This window comes from Microbacterium sp. Ag1 (assembly GCF_001005635.1).
Classification (GTDB): domain Bacteria; phylum Actinomycetota; class Actinomycetes; order Actinomycetales; family Microbacteriaceae; genus Microbacterium; species Microbacterium oxydans.
This window is the reverse complement of record NZ_LBCR01000030.1, coordinates 21,857-38,701: the sequence shown is the minus strand read 5'-3', so window position 1 is coordinate 38,701 and position 16,845 is coordinate 21,857. Positions and strand designations below refer to the sequence as shown.

The following is a 16,845-nucleotide window of genomic DNA, read 5'->3' as shown; positions in this document are numbered from 1 at the left end:
CCCTCGAGTCGATCGCATCGCAGGCCGTGGGCGCGCAGTCTCCACAGCCTCAGGACACTATTGAGCGGTGTCCTCGATCGGGGAGGAGGAGTCGTCCTCAGACGTTACCTGGACGATGATGAGCGTCACGTTGTCGCGACCGCCGTTCTCCAGGGCCGCCGCGAGCATCGCATCGACGGCCGCCCCCGGGTCGTCGTGCTCGCGGAGGAAGTGCTGGATCCCGTAGTCGGTGAGCTCCTTGGTGAGCCCGTCGGAGCAGACGACGAACCGGTCACCGGGTCGCACGTCGATGGAGACGTAGTCCGGCGCCGTGAGTTCGCTCGCGCCCACCGCGCGGGTGATGACGTTGCTGTAGGGGTGCCCTTCGGCTTCCTCCGGGCTGAGCTTGCCTGCCGTGATCAGTTCCTGCACGACCGAGTGATCCGTCGTGATCTGCACCAGCTTGTCGTCCCGAAGGAGGTAGACGCGGGAATCGCCGATGTTCAAGGCGATCCACTGGGCCTCGTCGCCCTCGGTATCGAGGTAGACGCCCGTGAGCGTGGTGCCCGTGCCCTCGTCGGTGGTCTCGGGGTGGTCGGCGATGTCGCCGACAGCCAACTCGAGTGCGCTCTCGATCGACGGGCGATCGACCTTCCCCGACGAGACGATGGCCTGGAGGCGCGACACCGTGCTCTGACTCGCGATCTCGCCACCGGCATGGCCGCCCATGCCGTCTGCGACGATGAACAGCGGATAGTCGGCCAAGAAGGCGTCCTGGTTCGTCTCGCGACGGCGCCCCTGATCGGTGATACCGGACCAGGAGAGCAGCAGCGTGCGCTGCGCAACCGTGATCCGTTGCGTCTTCGTCTCAGCCACGTGCTGCCTCCGATGGGCCTGCGGCGGGTCGGACGGTCGCAGGATACTCACAACACATCGTAGTAGAAGTCACGTACACCGCGATCACGCTCGTGCGTCCGGAGCCGCCGACGAAGGCAGCGAGCCCGCGAGAACTGAGCCGAGAAGCAAGATGTGACCGGGGGTGCCTGCGCGGTACGGGGACGAGAGCATATCGTCCACGTTAGCGGGCGCCGCGGGTGGAGAACCAGCCGCGACAGCACAGAGCCCCCGACAGGAGTCGGGGGCTCTGTGCCAGACGATGCCGTCTCGTCAGATGATCACGCCGGCGGCTGTGTGGGATCCGTGGGCGGAGTGGTGGGCGAAGCCGGCGGTGCGGCGGGCGGAGCCGACGGCGCCGCGGGCGGGGTGGCCGGAGGGACCGGTGCGCCGGTTGCCGGTGCAGCAGGCTGCGCGTAACCGGGCTGTGCAGGCGGCGCGTAACCGGGCTGCGCCGGCGGGGCGTAGCCCTGCGGGCCGGGCTGAGCGTAGCCCTGGGGCGAACCGTAACCAGCGTTGGGAGCTGCAGCCGATGCCTGAGCGGGGATGCCGTCCCAGACCGTCCGGTCTCCGAGCAGGCCGTTCGCTGCCCAGGACGCGGGCTGGATGGCCGGGTTCCACCGCGACTTGTCGAAGGCGTTGATACCGAGCCACACCGGCGGCAGGAAGAAGTAGAGCACGACCCAGACGGCGTCCTTCTGCAACTTCAGACCAACGCGCCATGCGGCGATCAGGTCGATGACGCGACCGGCGATGCCGACGAGCGGGAGGATCAGGAACCAGCCGAGGAACGGGATGATCGCCCCGACGATGCCGGCGCCCATGAGGTACAGGACGAGCCAGGGGCTCAGATCACCGAGCTTGTAGAAGATCATGGTGCTGTAGACCGGCACCCAGGCACGCCACTTGCCCTGCACGCCTGCCTTCTCGAAGATCTTCATGTAGAACCACGAGTAGAGCGCGTAGATGGCGAGTGGCAGGATCGTGTAGACCAGGATCAACGCGACGACCGCGCCGCCTGACAGGCCGTCATAGCCGTAGTAGTCGTTCATGGTTCCCTCCAGAAGTTCATGACGGGTCATCATGCGCTGAACACACTAGCGCTTCCCGGGGTTTCCGCGCATGTCCCTTACGCCGTCGGGCGCGTTCGGGGGAATCTCTCCCGGAAACGCGATCGCCCACGGTGAGCCGGTCACTCCTCGACGACCAGCTCCCAGACACCGTCGTCCTCACCGTCCCGGAAGACCAGCCCCCGCCTGTCCGCCCACACACGGAAGCCCCGAGCGGACGTGACGCGCGGTCGCTCCTCGGCGATCGCACGCACGAGCAAGCCCTTGGACTTCTTGTTGAAGTGATTGAGGGCTCTCCCCTGCTCCGTCACGACACGGACGTACGCAGAAGCGACCGAATCGGGCACCGGGCCCAACACGGCATAGGCCTCGCTCCGCAGGTCGAGGATGAACGCGGGTGCGGCGTCCGCCACAGCAGCGGATGTCGCGGTGGCCCAGTGGCGTCGAAGGGCAGGAAGCCCGGGAACCGACGTCCCCGCCGCGAGCCGGTACATGGGCACCTGATCCAGAGCGCCGACAGGGCCGAAGGGCGCACTGTGGATCAAGACATGCTCACCGAGCCATCTGCGGGAGGCTGATGACAGGGATCGGGCATCGAGAGCATCGAACAGCACCCCCGTATAGCGATCGATCGCCGGCATCGTGGGCGCCGACCGAAGCACCCGATTGTGGGCGATGTCGACGCTCTGACGCTCACTCAACTTGAGCACCCGACGCGCAGTCTCCTCGTCGGAGGCGAGCTCGATCAGCGCATCGATGACGGCGGTGCGATGCGCCGACAGAGACGGCAGCTCGAGCGACTCGAGATCGAGTGGCGAACCGTCGCCACCCTCGCGCTTGGTCTCGGACGGCGGGAGCAGGATCTTCATGAAACCTCGGTGGATACAGACGCGTCCGCCTCGGGACCCTTGAGGGTGCCGAGGCGGACGCGTGGAACAGATGCGGCTAGGCGATGAGAGCCGCGTTGCCGGCGACGATCGTCAGGGTGTCGCCCTCCATGGAGAGGAACCCGTCCTGAGCGTTGGCCAGCACCTTGGTGCCATCCGACTGGGTGATGCGAACCTGGCCCTCGGCGAGGATGGCCAGCACCGGCTCGTGGCCGGACATGAAGCCGATCTCACCCTCGACGGTCTTGGCGACCACGAGGCTCGCCTCTCCCGTCCAGACCTCCGCATCAGCGGAGACGAGGCTGACGTGCAGCGCCATGGTCAGCCGTTCTCCTTCTGGATCTTCGCCCACTGCTCTTCCACGTCGGAGATGCCACCGACGTTGAAGAAGGCCTGCTCGGCCACGTGGTCGAAGTCACCGCGGGTGATCGCGTCGAACGACTCGATGGTCTCCTTCAGCGGGACGGTCGAACCCTCGACGCCCGTGAACTTCTTGGCCATGTAGGTGTTCTGCGAGAGGAACTGCTGGATGCGGCGCGCACGCGACACGACGATCTTGTCTTCCTCGGAGAGCTCGTCGACACCGAGGATGGCGATGATCTCCTGCAGCTCCTTGTTCTTCTGGAGGATCTGCTTGACAGTCGTCGCGACGCGGTAGTGGTCCTCGCCCAAGTAGCGGGGGTCCATGATGCGCGACGTCGAGGTCAGCGGGTCGATGGCCGGGTACAGACCCTTCGAGGCGATCTCACGAGAGAGCTCGGTCGTCGCGTCGAGGTGGGCGAACGTGGTCGCCGGAGCCGGGTCGGTGTAGTCATCGGCGGGCACGTAGATCGCCTGCAGCGAGGTGATCGAGTGACCACGCGTCGAGGTGATGCGCTCCTGGAGCACACCCATCTCGTCGGCGAGGTTCGGCTGGTAACCCACGGCGGAGGGCATGCGGCCCAGCAGCGTGGAGACCTCGGAACCGGCCTGCGTGAAGCGGAAGATGTTGTCGATGAAGAGCAGCACGTCCTGCTTCTGCACGTCACGGAAGTACTCCGCCATCGTCAGAGCCGACAGGGCGACGCGCAGACGCGTCCCCGGCGGCTCGTCCATCTGGCCGAAGACGAGGGCGGTCTTGTCGAAGACACCCGCCTCTTCCATCTCGTGGATCAGGTCGTTGCCCTCACGGGTACGCTCACCGACACCGGCGAACACCGACACACCACCGTGGTCCTGCGCGACGCGCTGGATCATCTCCTGGATCAGGACGGTCTTGCCGACACCGGCACCACCGAACAGACCGATCTTTCCACCCAGCACGTACGGGGTCAGGAGGTCGATCGACTTGATGCCGGTCTCGAACATCTGAGTCTTGGACTCGAGCTGGTCGAAGTTCGGCGCCTTGCGGTGGATGGGCCAGCGCTCGGTGACCTCGATCGTCGCACCGGGCTCGAGGTTCAGCACCTCGCCGATGACGTTGAACACCTTGCCCTTGGTGACGTCGCCGACGGGGACCGAGATGGCCTCGCCGGTGTCGCTGACTTCCTGTCCGCGGACGATGCCGTCGGTGGGGTTCAGCGCGATGGCGCGGACGAGGTCGTCGCCCAGGTGCTGAGCGACCTCGAGAGTGATCTCGGTGGACTCTTCGCCCATCGCGATGGTGGTCTTCAGCGCGTTGTAGATGTCGGGGATCGAGTCGTGCGGGAACTCGATGTCGACAACCGGACCGTTGACGCGTGCGACGCGCCCGACGACCGCGGTCGCCGGCTGGTCAGCCGGAGCGGTGAGGGTCATTTTCGTCTCTTTCCTGATGGTCTATTTGCTCGCGAGAGCGTCGGCCCCGCCGACGATCTCGGCGATCTGCTGCGTGATCTCCGCCTGACGCGCGTTGTTGCGCAGACGGGTGTAGTCGGTGATGAGCTTGTCGGCGTTGTCGCTGGCCGACTTCATCGCCTTCTGCGTCGCTGCCTGCTTGGCGGCGGACGACTGCAGGAGAGCGTTGAAGACGCGGCTCTGGATGTACACCGGCAGGATCGCGTCGAGAACAGTCTCGGCGTCCGGCTCGAACTCGTACAGCGGGTAAACGGTGTTACCGGCTTCCGACTCATCGGCTTCCGTGATCTCCAGCGGGAGCAGACGCACGGACTCCGGCGACTGCGTCATCATGCTGACGAAACGGTTGTACACGAGGTGGATCTCATCGACGCCGCCGTCCTGTCCTCCACGGGAGAACGCTTCGAGCAGTGTCGCCGAGATCTCCTCGGCGGTGTGGAACGACGGGGTGTCCGTGTCGCCGGTCCACTCCGCGGCCGCAGCGATCCGTCGGAACTGGAAGTATCCGACGGCCTTGCGGCCGATGAGGTAGAACACCGGCTCCTTGCCCTGCTCGCGCATGAGCTCTGCCACCTCGAGACCCTCACGGAGGATCTGCGAGTTGAAGGCTCCGGCGAGACCGCGGTCCGAGGAGAAGATCACGACCGCGGAGCGGGTGATGTTCTCGGACTCGCGGGTCAGCGGGTGATCCACGTTCGAGTGCGTCGCGACGGCCGACACGGCCCTCGTCACGGCTCGCGCGAAGGGGGTGGACGCCTTGACGCGTGCCATCGCCTTCTGGATGCGCGAAGCCGCGATGAGTTCCATCGCCTTCGTGATCTTCTTGGTCGTCTGAGCAGAAGAGATCTTCTGCTTGTAGACCCGGAGTTGAGCGCCCATATCTCAGTACCTCACGCGATTACGCGCGACGACCCTTGACGATCTTCTCCTGGTTGACGTCCTCAGCCTCGGCTGCAGCGTGCTCCTCGTGACCGGGGGCGCCGATCGCGTGGCCCTTGCCACCCTGGAACTCCAGGACGAAGGCGTCCGTCTGCTTCTCGAGCTCTGCGACCGTGGCGTCATCGAGGACGTTGGTCTCACGCAGGGTGTCGAGAACCTTGGTGTTGCGACGCAGGTAGTCGAGCAGTTCGCGCTCGAACCGGAGCACGTCCTCGACCTCGACCGTGTCGAGCTTGCCGTTCGTTCCGGCCCAGATCGAGACGACCTGCTCCTCGACGGGGTACGGCGAGTACTGCGGCTGCTTGAGCAGCTCGGTCAGACGCGCACCGCGGGACAGCTGACGACGCGAAGCCGCGTCGAGGTCGGATGCGAACATCGCGAAGGCCTCGAGGGAGCGGTACTGCGCGAGCTCCAGCTTCAACGTTCCGGAGACCTTCTTGATCGACTTCACCTGCGCGTCGCCACCGACTCGCGACACCGAGATACCCACGTCGACCGCCGGACGCTGGTTGGCGTTGAAGAGGTCGGACTGCAGGAAGATCTGGCCGTCGGTGATCGAGATCACGTTGGTCGGGATGTACGCGGAGACGTCGTTCGCCTTGGTCTCGATGATCGGGAGTCCCGTCATGGAACCGGCGCCCAGCTCGTCGGACAGCTTCGCGCAACGCTCCAGCAGACGGGAGTGCAGGTAGAAGACGTCACCCGGGTATGCCTCGCGGCCCGGCGGACGACGCAGGAGGAGCGACACGGCACGGTAGGCCTCAGCCTGCTTCGACAGGTCGTCGAAGATGATGAGGACGTGCTTGCCGCCGTACATCCAGTGCTGGCCGATGGCTGAACCGGTGTACGGAGCCAGGTACTTGAAGCCGGCAGGGTCGGACGCGGGAGCGGCCACGATCGTGGTGTACTCCAGAGCGCCGGCCTCTTCGAGCGCGCCCTTCACCGAGGCGATGGTCGAGCCCTTCTGGCCGATCGCGACGTAGATGCAACGGACCTGCTTGTTGACGTCGCCGGACTCCCAGTTGGCCTTCTGGTTGATGATCGTGTCGATCGCGATGGCGGTCTTGCCGGTCTGGCGGTCACCGATGATCAGCTGACGCTGACCACGGCCGACCGGGATCATCGCGTCGATCGCCTTGATTCCGGTCTGCATCGGCTCGTGCACCGACTTGCGCTGCATGACGCCGGGCGCCTGGAGCTCGAGAGCGCGGACGCTCTCGGTCTCGATCGCGCCGAGTCCGTCGATCGGGTTGCCGAGCGGGTCGACCACGCGGCCGAGGTAACCGTCACCGACGGGGACCGAGAGGACCTCACCCGTGCGGGTGACCTCCTGGCCGGCCTCGATGCCGGTGAACTCGCCGAGGACGACGACACCGATCTCGTGCTCGTTCAGGCTCTGCGCGAGACCCTTGGTGCCGTCGGCGAAGACGACGAGCTCGTTCGCCATGACGCCGGGCAGTCCCTCGACGTGAGCGATGCCGTCCGCAGCGTCGACGACGGTGCCGACCTCGGTCGCACCGGCCGCGGTGGGCTCGTATGCGGCGGCGAAGTCCTTCAGCGCGTCACGGATGACGTCGGGGCTGATCGATAGTTCTGCCATTGTCTTCCCTTTGTATCTGGGTGCGCGGTTCCCCGCGCGAAGTCGTGTTAGCCCGCGAGCTTCTGGCGAAGGTCGGCGAGTCGTGCGGAGATGCTGCCGTCGATGACGTCATCGGCGATCTGCACGCGCAGACCTCCGACGACGGCAGGGTCGATGACGACGTTGAGCGAGACCTGACCGTCATAGCGACGCGAGAGCGAGTCGCTCAGACGGTCACGCTGCGCGTCGCTGAGGGCGGTGGCGGTGTGCACGGTGGCGACGACGCGGCCGTGCTGGTTCGAGACGATGTTCATCGCCCTGTCCAGCAGACGACGAACGCGGCGCTCACGCGGCTGGCGTACCAGCGACGTGATGACCAGAGTCGCTGCGGTGCTGGTGGAGCCTTCGGCCAGGAGACGCTCGACGAGCGTGCTCTTGGCGTCTTCTCCCCCGACGCGGCTTCCCAGAGCGAGTTCCAGCTCGGGGTTGGCTGCGATCACCCGGGAGAACCCGAAGAGCTCGCCCTCGATGTCCGTGTCCGGCTCGGCGACCGCTGCGGCGCGGATCGCGAGCTCCTCGATACCGTCGACGAGTTCATCCGCGTTGGACCAGCGTTCTGCGACCACGGTCGACAGAACGCCCTTGGCGCCTGCGGAGAACCCGCCGAACACCGCTGCGACGACATTCTGTCGTGCCGCGGCGGGAGCGGAAGGATCAGCAAGCGCGCCGCTCAGCTGGGACGAGTCGCTCACGGCCCGGGCGGCGGCGAACAGCTCCCGCGCCGTGTCGAGAGTGATGTCCTTCGCTGCGGCAAGCGTCTTGATGGATGCCGCGAGTGCCTGAGTGGTCGCGCTGCCCATTACTGAGCCGCCTTCTCGGATGCCTCGAGCTCGGCGAGGAAGCGATCGACGACAGCGGTCGCGCGTGCGTCGTCGGAGAGCGTCTCGCCGACCACGCCACCGGCGAGGTCGAGGGCGAGCGATCCGACCTCGCTGCGGAGCGAGACGAGAGCGGTCTGACGCTCCGCCTCGATCTGCGTGTGCGCGGTGGCGGTGATGCGTGCGGCCTCGGTGGTCGCAGCTTCCTTCGCCTCGGCGACGATCTTCTTGCCGTCCTCACGGGCGGCCTCGCGGATCTCGCCGGCCTCGGTGCGCGCCTCAGCGAGCTGACGCGTGTACTCCTCGAGTGCCGCCTCCGCCTGCTTCTGCGCCTCGTCGGCCTTGGCGATGTTGCCCTCGATCGCGGCGGACCGCTCATCGAGCATCTTCGTCAGCTTGGGAAGGGCGACCTTCCACACGACGATCAAGATGATGAGGAACCACAGACCCGACCAGATGATGTCGTACCACGCGGGGATCAGCGGGTTGTTCGCCGCCTCACCCTCAGCCGCGAGGTTCGTGACAAGAGCGTTCAGCATCCTGTCTCCTTCAGAAGTCGGTTCGGATTACGGGAAGGGGATGAATCCGACGGCGATGCCGACGAATGCAAGCGCCTCGGTGAAGGCGATACCGATCCACATGAGGACCTGGAGACGGCCGGCCAGCTCGGGCTGACGAGCGACGCCCTCGATGGTCTTGCCGACGACGATACCCACGCCGATGGCCGGGCCGATGGCAGCGAGGCCGTAGCCGATCACCGCGAGGTTGCCGTTGATTTCAGCGAGAACCGTAGTTGCGTCCACGGGGTTTTTCCTTTCGTTGGGTGGGAAGGCTGATGCCTGCCCGCTCAGTGTCTAGTGGGCTTAGTGCTCTTCTGCGACCGCGAGCTGGATGTAGACCGCGGTGAGGACGGTGAAGACGTACGCCTGGAGGACGGCGACCAGAATCTCGAAGAGAGTGAAGGCGCCGCCGAAGGCGAGGGTTCCGACACCGAGCGCGGCCCAGCCGCCGCCTGCGGTGAAGAAGAAGAACTGGGTCGCTGCGAAGCAGAGGACCAGGATCATGTGGCCGACCACGAGGTTCATCAGCAGTCGCAGGGTGAGCGTCACCGGGCGGATGATGAAGGTCGAGATGAGCTCGATCGGGGTGACGATGAAGTACACCGGCCACGGGACACCGGCGGGGAAGAGCGAGTTCTTGAAGAAGTTCTTCGGGCTCTTCTTGATGCCGGCGTAGATGAACGTGACATAGCTGACCACGGCGAGCGTGAGCGGCACCGCGATGATGGCCGTTCCCGGCATGTTCAGGAACGGGATGATGCCGGTGATGTTCATGAACAGCGTCATGAAGAAGATCGTCATCAGGATCGGGAGGAACCGATCGCCGTCCTTGCGGCCGAGCAGGTCGTGGGCGATGCCGCCGCGCACGAAGCCCATGCCCATCTCCACCAGGCTCTGGAACCGGCCGGGGACGACCTTCATGCGGCGGGTACCGAGCCAGAGGATGAGGACCACGGCGATCACGGAGAGCAACTGGATCAGGTGGATCCGGTTCACCGGGATGGGGCCTACGTTGAAGAGGATCTCCGGAAAGAACTCATCGATCGAAGGGCCGTGGAACTCGCCGTCGGTGGCAAGTCGGGGGGTCAGGGTCGCAGCGATATTAAACAGCGCGGGCTCCAGCTTCGGGGCACCGGTCAGAACCGGGGCGACGATGGTCGGTGTGCTTCACAGCGCAAGCGCTCGCGGGCGAGCGGCGGGCACGTCTCAACACTATCAGAATCTGAGGGTCCCCTAAGACCGCTGGCCGTCCTCGACGGGGCCGCCGTCGATGTGATTGGCGTTGCCGGGGGCGCGATCTTCGGGAACCTCGGTCGGCAGCGTGGTGTCGCTGACGTGCGGCAGACGCATCTGCGTGAGCACCACGACGTCGATGACGAGCGACATCAGCACACCGGCCACGATCGAGAGGAAGAACACCATCGGCTGCAGCCAGGGCTGACCGGCGAGCAGGATCATCACCACGACGAAGACGCCCAGCTTGAGCAGCCAGCCGCCGAGCACGATCGCGAAGAACAGCTGCACGTAGAGCGGGTCTCCGAACCAGCGATTCGCGATGAGGATGCTGAGGCCTGTGATGCCGAGGAACACGGACGCCAGCACGACGCCGAGCAGACCGCTGATGAGACCCTCGCCCTGGGCGACGAGGAAACCGACGCCGCCTGCGACGATCGCGAGCACGACGGTGGCGATCGCCGACCAGATCAGGGTCCGACGCAGGATCGGGGTGCTGGAAACGGGGCTCGGGCTCATCAGGACTCCACGGGTGTCGGATCGGGTTCGGCATCCGCAGCACTGCGGCGGGTGGGGCTCAAGGTGACGACGAGGCAGGCGGCGATGCCCAGGACGCCGAAGCCGACGCCGGGCAGGTACTGGCCTGGCCAGTCCTCCCGTGCGCCCACGTACATCATCAGGACCGCCAGAGAGACGACAGCCGTCCAGGCGTAGAAGATCAGCACGGCGTCGCGGTCCCGGTGGCCGAGATCGAGCATGCGGTGATGCAGGTGCTTGCGGTCGGGCGAGAAGGGCGACCGTCCCGCGCTCATGCGCCGGAGCACCGCGAGGCCGAAGTCCAGCAGCGGCAGCAGCACCACGAGCAACGGGAGCAGGATCGGCAGGAACGCACCGACCAGCTGCGACCGGCCGAGACGCTCGGGGTCGAGGGCCGACGGGTCCATCTGGCCGGTGATCGCGATCGCGGACGTGGCCATGAGGAGGCCGATCACCAGTGCTCCCGAGTCGCCCATGAAGATCTTGGCCGGGCTCCAGTTCAAGGGCAGGAACCCGAGGCACGCACCGATGAGGACCGCCGCGAGGAACGTCGAGAGGTTGAAGTAGCTGGAGGCCCCGGAGTCGCGCGTGAAGATGTATGAGTAGGCGAAGAAGACGCCGTTGGAGATCAGGCACACACCGGCCACGAGGCCGTCGAGGCCGTCGATGAAGTTCACCGCGTTCATCACGATGACGATCGCGAACATCGTGATGGTGATGCTCAGCCAGCTGGACACGACGATGAGGTCGCCGAACGGCAGCGAGAGGATCTGCAGTCCGCCGCCGACCGTGATGACGCCGGCGGCGAGGAACTGCGCGCCCAGCTTGATCATCCAGTCGATGTCCCAGAGGTCGTCGACCACGCCGATGATCGCGATCAGAAGCGAGGCGCCGAGGATAGACCACATCGTCTGCGGGGGGATCCAGATGCTCTGGAAGAAGGGGTTCATCGCGGAGAAGCCGAAGGCCGCGGCGATGGCGAGGAAGATCGCGACGCCGCCCAGCCGGGGCTTGGGCGTGGTGTGCACGTCACGGTCGCGGATGGCGGGATAGAGCTTGAACCGGAGGCTCACCTTCAACACCGCCCAGGTCAGCGCGAACGTGATCAGGGCGGTGAGGATGATCGTGAAGAGATACTGCTTCACGAATCCCCGTCCTGCTCCTGCGGGTGGTCGTGCCCGGTGTGCGCGTGCTCGGTGTGCTCCTGCCCGTCGTCCTCGGGCTCGAGCAGATCGCCGAGCACCTCATGCAGCTGCTCGCGCGTGACCGCGCCGTCACGGAGGATCCGCACCACGCCCTGGTCGGAGTCGGCGCCTCGACGCACCAGCGACGTCGCGTCGACGATGGTGGACGCGATGCCGTCCTTGCTCAGTCCGTCCGCGAGGTACACCGCGACGCTGTCGCCGAGCATCTTCTCAGCGTCGTACGCGGAGATGGCGGCCGACTCCCCTGTGAGGTTCGCGCTGGAGACCGCCAGTGGTCCCGTCTCCGCGAGCAGTTCGAGGGCGACGCGGCCCTCCGGCATGCGCACCGCGACCGTGCCGAGGGTCTCCCCCAGGTCCCACACCAGCGACGGCTGGGCCGGCAGCACGATCGTGAGTCCCCCGGGCCAGAACGCCTCGACCAGACGCTCCACGGGCTCGGGAACCGACTCCGCGAGGGCGGCGAGGGTCTCCTTGGTGCCGATGAGAACGGGCGGCGGCTGGTCGCGGCCGCGCCCCTTCGCGTCGAGGAGCCTCTGCACCGCCGCCGGGGAGAAGGCGTCGGCGGCGACACCGTACACCGTGTCTGTGGGGATGACGATGAGGTCGCCTCGGCCGATCGCCTGGCGCGCATTGCGCATGCCGGCGAGAAGCTGCGACTCGTCGCTGCAGTCGAAGATGGTTGACATGACGGTTCGATTCTATGCGGCGCGGCCGATGAGCACGCTCGGAGGTTGCTGATCAGGGGCGGAGCGCGGTCGTGGCGCGATCCCGCAGCGTCAGGTCGCGATGCGTCGCCGCCGCACGCCAGCCGTCGACGGTGAGGATCTCCCTGATCGATTCGCCCTGCAGCTCGCCGTGCTCGATGACGAGAAGGCCGCCGGGGCGCAGCAGGCCGAGCGCGCGTCCGCTGAGCACGCGGACGATGTCGAGGCCGTCCTCTCCCCCGTACAGCGCCATGGACGGGTCGAAGAGTCGCACCTCCGGGTCGCGAGGTACGGCCGCGTCAGGGACGTACGGCGGGTTCGAGATGACCACGGACGCCGTGCCGTCGAGCTCGGGGAACGCGTCTCGCAGATCGGAGAGGACCAGCGTCAGGTTCTCCACTCCCTCCACGTTGCGAGTCGCCCACGCGTGGGCGTCTTCGGACAGTTCGGCGGCGAAGATCCGGGCGTGCGGGACCTCCGTGGCCATCGCGAGGGCGATGGCCCCGCTTCCGGTGCCGAGGTCGATGCCGATCGGGGCGGGTTCCGCGGAGTTCACCAGCGCGTCGATCGCGTATTGCACGACGGTCTCGGTCTCCGGACGCGGCACGAAGACGCCGGGGCCGACGGCGAGATCGAGGTGACGGAAGGGAGCGGTCCCGGTGATGTGCTGGAGGGGCTCGCGTGCGGCTCGACGGGCGACGACCGAGTCCAGCGCCACCGCATCGGCATCGTCGACACGGTCGCCGCGGACGATGGCGGCCTGCACCTCGCCGCGCCGCCTGCCGAGCACGTGCCCGGCGAGGAGCTCGGCATCGACCAGGGGATCGGGGACGCCGACGTCGGTCAGACGCTGGGCCGCCGCGCGGACGACCGCAGCAAGAGAGTTGTCGGACATGACTTCCAGCGTAGGGTGCGGGCGACCGTCACAAAGCCTCACCCATAGACCCCCTCCCCTAGGCTGGTCCCGCAGCGACCCCCGCACAGGAAGGCTCACCATGCCCGGCATCCACTCCGACATCACGACCGCTTTCGGCAACACCCCGCTCGTCCGGCTGAACCGGGTGACCGAGGGTCTCGGTGCGACCGTCCTCGCCAAGCTCGAGTACTACAACCCCGCCTCGAGCGTGAAGGATCGCATCGGCATCGCGATGATCAATGCCGCCGAGGCGTCGGGTGAGCTGCAGCCTGGCGGCACGATCGTGGAATCGACGAGCGGCAACACCGGTATCGCCCTCGCCATGGTCGGCGCGGCGCGCGGGTACCGTGTCATCCTCACGATGCCGGCCTCCATGTCGAAGGAGCGCCGCGTGCTGCTGAAGGCGTTCGGGGCACAGATCGTGCTCACCGACCCCACCAAGGGCATGAGCGGCGCGATCGAGGAGACCAAGCGCATCGTCGCGGAGACCCCTGGCGCGATCTGGATCCGCCAGTTCGCGAACGCCGCCAACCCGCAGATCCACCGCGAGACCACGGCGCAGGAGATCCTCCGCGACACGGACGGCACCGTCGACATCCTGGTGGCAGGCGTCGGCACCGGAGGGACCGTCACCGGAACCGGACAGGCTCTCAAAGCCGCGAAGCCGGGCGTCCAGGTGATCGCCGTCGAGCCCAAGGACTCCCCCGTGCTGACCGAGGGACGCCCCGGGCCGCACAAGATCCAGGGCATCGGCCCGAACTTCGTCCCGGACGTGCTCGACCGCGAGGTGCTGGACGAGATCCTCACCGCGGAGTTCGACGAGTCGATCCGCGTCGCCCGCGAGCTCGCCGCGAAGGAAGGTCTGCTCGTCGGCATGTCTTCCGGCGCAGCCGTCGCCGCCGCGCTGAAGGTGGCCGCCCGCCCCGAGAACGCCGGCAAGACGATCGTGGTCGTGATCCCGGACACCGGTGAGCGTTACCTGTCCACCGCACTGTTCGAGGATCTGCGCGAAGACTGAGGCCGTCGATGGGAATGATCGGGCGGATGCGCGAAGACATCGCCGCAGCTCGCCTCCGGGACCCGGCCGCGCGCAGCGCCGTCGAGGTCGCACTGCTGTACCCCGGGCTGCACGCGATCTGGGCGCACCGCGTATCCCACGCGCTCTGGCGGCGCCGGCTGCGTCTGCTCGCGCGAGCCGGGTCACAGGTCTCACGCTGGCTCACCGGGATCGAGATCCATCCCGGTGCACGCATCGGTCGCCGGTTCTTCATCGACCACGGGATGGGTGTCGTGATCGGCGAGACCGCCGTCGTGGGCGATGACGTGATGCTCTATCACGGTGTCACGCTCGGAGGACGCACACGCACCTCGGGCAAGCGGCATCCCACCCTCGAGAACGGCGTCGCCGTCGGAGCGGGGGCCAAGATCCTCGGACCCGTCACGATCGGCGCGGGGTCAGTGGTCGGCGCGAACGCGGTCGTGACCCGAGACGCCCCGGCGGACAGCATCCTCGTCGGCATTCCGGCGAAACCGCGTCACCGCACGGCCGGTGAGGACACCAGAGCGCTCCTCACCGCCCCGGACCACTACGCGATCTGACGCGCGTGCGCTAGCGGCGTTCTCCCTTGACCGACTCGACCTTCTTGCGGAGGAAGATCAGCGGGAGCAGCACACTTCCGAGGGCCGTGATCAACCACACGATGACCGAACCCAGCAACCATCCGGTGAGGTCGGTGATGCGCAGACCACCGATCGGGAGCAGCACGACGATGATCAGCGAGATGAGCGTCGACACGATGCCGATGCCGCCCATGAGCACGGGTGCGTAGCGATTGGCGATCTTCATGACCCACGGCGAGAGCACGCTCTGCAGGATCGCGAAGATCAGGATGCAGATGACGAATCCCCACCACTTGTCCCACTCGATCTCGAAGCCGTCGAGCAGCAGGTCGGCGGCGATCAGGCCGAGGCCGGCGGACACCAGGTAGAGCAGGCCGCGGAAGAGGAATGTGATCACGGGCTGAGCATAGCGCCCCGGCTCCAGGAGAGCGGGGAGTGCGCTGTCCGCACTCCCCGCCGTCCGGTCACTGGGCCACGAAGAACGGGACCGCTCCGCTCAGGATGCCGACGCCGAGCATCACGAGCGAGACGATGGTCGCGCGCCACAGGACCTTGCGGTGGTGATCGCCCAGGTTCACGCTCGCGAGGGACACGAGCAGCAGGATCGCCGGCACGAGCGGACTCTGCAGGTGCACGGGCTGACCGGTGATCGACGCCCTCGCCATCTCCACCGGATCGATGCCGAAGTTGGCAGCGCTCTGGGCGAGCACCGGGAGGATGCCGAAGTAGAACGCGTCGTTCGACATGAAGAACGTGAACGGGATCGACAGGAGTCCGGTGATCGGTGCGAGGAACGGGCCGAGAGCAGGAGGAAGCACGTTCGTGATCCACGCGGCCATCGCGTCGACCATTCCGGTGCCGGTGAGCACGCCCACCAGGACACCGGCCGCGATCACCATGGAGACGACGCCCACGATGCTCGGTGCGTGCGCGACGATCTCGGAGGCCTGCTCCTTGATGCCCCGGAAGTTGATGACGAGGGCGAGCCCGGCCCCCACCATGAACACGTACGGCAGCGGCAGGATGTCGAGCACCAGCAGCACCATCACCGCGAGTGTGAGGGCGAGGTTGAACCAGATGAGCTTCGGTCGGAGCGTGGGGCGGGCGGGGTCCAGCATCGTGTCCGCCATGGCCGTGTCCGCGGGGTCGACGCTCGCAGCGGAGACCGGAGCATAGCCGCCGGCGACGACCACGAGGTTGCCGGTACGCAGCGACGCGCGCGCTCCGGGCTTCGGCTCCGCACCGCGGAAGATCTTCGGCACGGTCGACAGCGATCCGCCGTCGGCACCGACGAGCAGGCCCTCCGAGTCCAGGCGCCCGAGGCGGCGACGCTCCTGCAGTCCGAGGATCCACGCGAACCCGAGAGTCACGACGATACCGGCGCCGAGCGCGGGCAGCATCGGCACGAAGATGTCTGTCGGCTGCACTCCGAGCGCTGTCGCGGCGCGCACGGTCGGCCCGCCCCAGGGAACGATGTTCAGCGTGCCGTTCATGAGGCCGGCGACGCACGTCAGCACCACGGGGCTCATCCCGAGCCGGAGGTAGATGGGGAGCATCGCCGACGTCGTGATGATGAAGGTCGTTGAACCGTCGCCGTCCAGGGAGACCGCGCCGGCGAGGATCGCGGTTCCGAGCACCACCTTGGCCGGGTCGTCTCCGAGCAGCCGCGTGATGAGGCGGATGAGCGGATCGAACAGCCCCACGTCGATCATGATGCCGAAGAACATGATCGCGAACATCAGCAGCGCCGCGGTCGGCGCCATCTTGCCGATCGAATCGAGGATCATGTCGCCGAGGCCGAGACCTGCGCCGGCGAAGAGCCCGAACGCGGTCGGAACCAGGATCAGCGCCACCATGGGAGTGAGACGCTTGGTCATGATGAGCGTCATGAACGCGAGGACCATCGTGAACCCGAGCAGCACGAGCACCCACTCCGGCGGCACGAACGCCACATCGTAGGTCGGCGCCTCTTCGGCGGCCGCGAACAGACCGGTGAGTGCGTCTGGCATGCGTTGACTCCTTCGTCGTG

At 66.8% G+C, this 16,845-nt stretch carries 19 protein-coding genes; 2 read left to right on the top strand and 17 right to left on the bottom strand.

The window, feature by feature from the left end; translation table 11 throughout:
• Positions 1-57: 57 nt before the first annotated feature.
• The 15 genes from AAY78_RS10420 to prmC form a co-directional block, all read right to left on the bottom strand.
• Positions 58-855, bottom strand: coding sequence for a PP2C family protein-serine/threonine phosphatase (locus tag AAY78_RS10420; protein WP_046748247.1), 798 nt, complete (start codon positions 853-855; stop codon positions 58-60).
• Between the two features lie 299 nt (positions 856-1,154).
• Complete coding sequence (locus tag AAY78_RS10415; protein ID WP_197077691.1) at positions 1,155-1,955, bottom strand: DUF5684 domain-containing protein; 801 nt, start codon at positions 1,953-1,955, stop codon at positions 1,155-1,157.
• Positions 1,956-2,065: 110 nt separating this feature from the next.
• Positions 2,066-2,812, bottom strand: coding sequence for a YaaA family protein (locus AAY78_RS10410; protein ID WP_046748246.1), 747 nt, complete (start codon positions 2,810-2,812; stop codon positions 2,066-2,068).
• 76 nt (positions 2,813-2,888) lie between these two features.
• Positions 2,889-3,149 carry a F0F1 ATP synthase subunit epsilon gene (locus AAY78_RS10405; RefSeq protein ID WP_046748245.1) on the bottom strand — a complete coding sequence of 87 codons (261 nt, stop codon included), beginning with the start codon at positions 3,147-3,149 and terminating at the stop codon, positions 2,889-2,891.
• A gap of 2 nt (positions 3,150-3,151) precedes the next feature.
• The gene (atpD, locus tag AAY78_RS10400; protein ID WP_046748244.1) at positions 3,152-4,606 is read right to left on the bottom strand and encodes a F0F1 ATP synthase subunit beta; all 1,455 of its coding nucleotides are present in this window, start codon (positions 4,604-4,606) and stop codon (positions 3,152-3,154) included.
• A gap of 21 nt (positions 4,607-4,627) precedes the next feature.
• Positions 4,628-5,524 (bottom strand): F0F1 ATP synthase subunit gamma, encoded by an 897-nt coding sequence (locus AAY78_RS10395; RefSeq protein ID WP_046748243.1) that lies wholly within the window; start codon positions 5,522-5,524, stop codon positions 4,628-4,630.
• Between the two features lie 19 nt (positions 5,525-5,543).
• On the bottom strand, positions 5,544-7,184 hold the full coding sequence (atpA, locus tag AAY78_RS10390) for a F0F1 ATP synthase subunit alpha (RefSeq protein ID WP_046748242.1): 1,641 nt from the start codon (positions 7,182-7,184) through the stop codon (positions 5,544-5,546).
• Positions 7,185-7,231: 47 nt separating this feature from the next.
• Positions 7,232-8,023, bottom strand: a complete 792-nt coding sequence (locus AAY78_RS10385; RefSeq protein ID WP_046748241.1) for a F0F1 ATP synthase subunit delta — start codon at positions 8,021-8,023, stop codon at positions 7,232-7,234.
• Positions 8,023-8,580 (bottom strand): F0F1 ATP synthase subunit B, encoded by a 558-nt coding sequence (locus AAY78_RS10380; RefSeq protein ID WP_046748240.1) that lies wholly within the window; start codon positions 8,578-8,580, stop codon positions 8,023-8,025. Before AAY78_RS10380 ends, AAY78_RS10385 begins: the two co-directional genes overlap by 1 nt.
• A 27-nt stretch (positions 8,581-8,607) precedes the next feature.
• Complete coding sequence (atpE, locus tag AAY78_RS10375; protein ID WP_028502887.1) at positions 8,608-8,844, bottom strand: ATP synthase F0 subunit C; 237 nt, start codon at positions 8,842-8,844, stop codon at positions 8,608-8,610.
• Between the two features lie 60 nt (positions 8,845-8,904).
• Positions 8,905-9,702, bottom strand: coding sequence for a F0F1 ATP synthase subunit A (gene atpB / locus AAY78_RS10370; protein WP_371861862.1), 798 nt, complete (start codon positions 9,700-9,702; stop codon positions 8,905-8,907).
• A gap of 132 nt (positions 9,703-9,834) precedes the next feature.
• On the bottom strand, positions 9,835-10,353 hold the full coding sequence (locus AAY78_RS10365) for a membrane protein (RefSeq protein ID WP_046748238.1): 519 nt from the start codon (positions 10,351-10,353) through the stop codon (positions 9,835-9,837).
• On the bottom strand, positions 10,353-11,516 hold the full coding sequence (locus tag AAY78_RS10360) for an MraY family glycosyltransferase (RefSeq protein WP_046748237.1): 1,164 nt from the start codon (positions 11,514-11,516) through the stop codon (positions 10,353-10,355). Before AAY78_RS10360 ends, AAY78_RS10365 begins: the two co-directional genes overlap by 1 nt.
• Complete coding sequence (locus tag AAY78_RS10355) at positions 11,513-12,262, bottom strand: L-threonylcarbamoyladenylate synthase (RefSeq protein WP_046748236.1); 750 nt, start codon at positions 12,260-12,262, stop codon at positions 11,513-11,515. The genes AAY78_RS10360 and AAY78_RS10355 overlap by 4 nt, the downstream gene beginning before the upstream one ends.
• 52 nt (positions 12,263-12,314) lie before the next feature.
• On the bottom strand, positions 12,315-13,175 hold the full coding sequence (gene prmC, locus AAY78_RS10350; RefSeq protein ID WP_046748235.1) for a peptide chain release factor N(5)-glutamine methyltransferase: 861 nt from the start codon (positions 13,173-13,175) through the stop codon (positions 12,315-12,317).
• Between the two features lie 100 nt (positions 13,176-13,275).
• Between prmC and cysK the strand changes: the two genes are divergently transcribed.
• Together cysK and epsC are read left to right on the top strand one after the other, a co-directional pair.
• The gene (cysK, locus tag AAY78_RS10345; RefSeq protein ID WP_046748234.1) at positions 13,276-14,214 is read left to right on the top strand and encodes a cysteine synthase A; all 939 of its coding nucleotides are present in this window, start codon (positions 13,276-13,278) and stop codon (positions 14,212-14,214) included.
• 8 nt (positions 14,215-14,222) lie between these two features.
• Positions 14,223-14,795 carry a serine O-acetyltransferase EpsC gene (gene epsC / locus AAY78_RS10340; protein WP_046748233.1) on the top strand — a complete coding sequence of 191 codons (573 nt, stop codon included), beginning with the start codon at positions 14,223-14,225 and terminating at the stop codon, positions 14,793-14,795.
• Between the two features lie 10 nt (positions 14,796-14,805).
• Here epsC and AAY78_RS10335 read toward each other — a convergent pair whose 3' ends face one another.
• Positions 14,806-15,213, bottom strand: coding sequence for a phage holin family protein (locus AAY78_RS10335; RefSeq protein WP_046748232.1), 408 nt, complete (start codon positions 15,211-15,213; stop codon positions 14,806-14,808).
• Between the two features lie 67 nt (positions 15,214-15,280).
• Positions 15,281-16,825: a CitMHS family transporter gene (locus tag AAY78_RS10330; RefSeq protein WP_046748231.1), complete on the bottom strand. Its 1,545-nt coding sequence runs from the start codon at positions 16,823-16,825 to the stop codon at positions 15,281-15,283.
• Between the last annotated feature and the right edge of the window lie 20 nt (positions 16,826-16,845).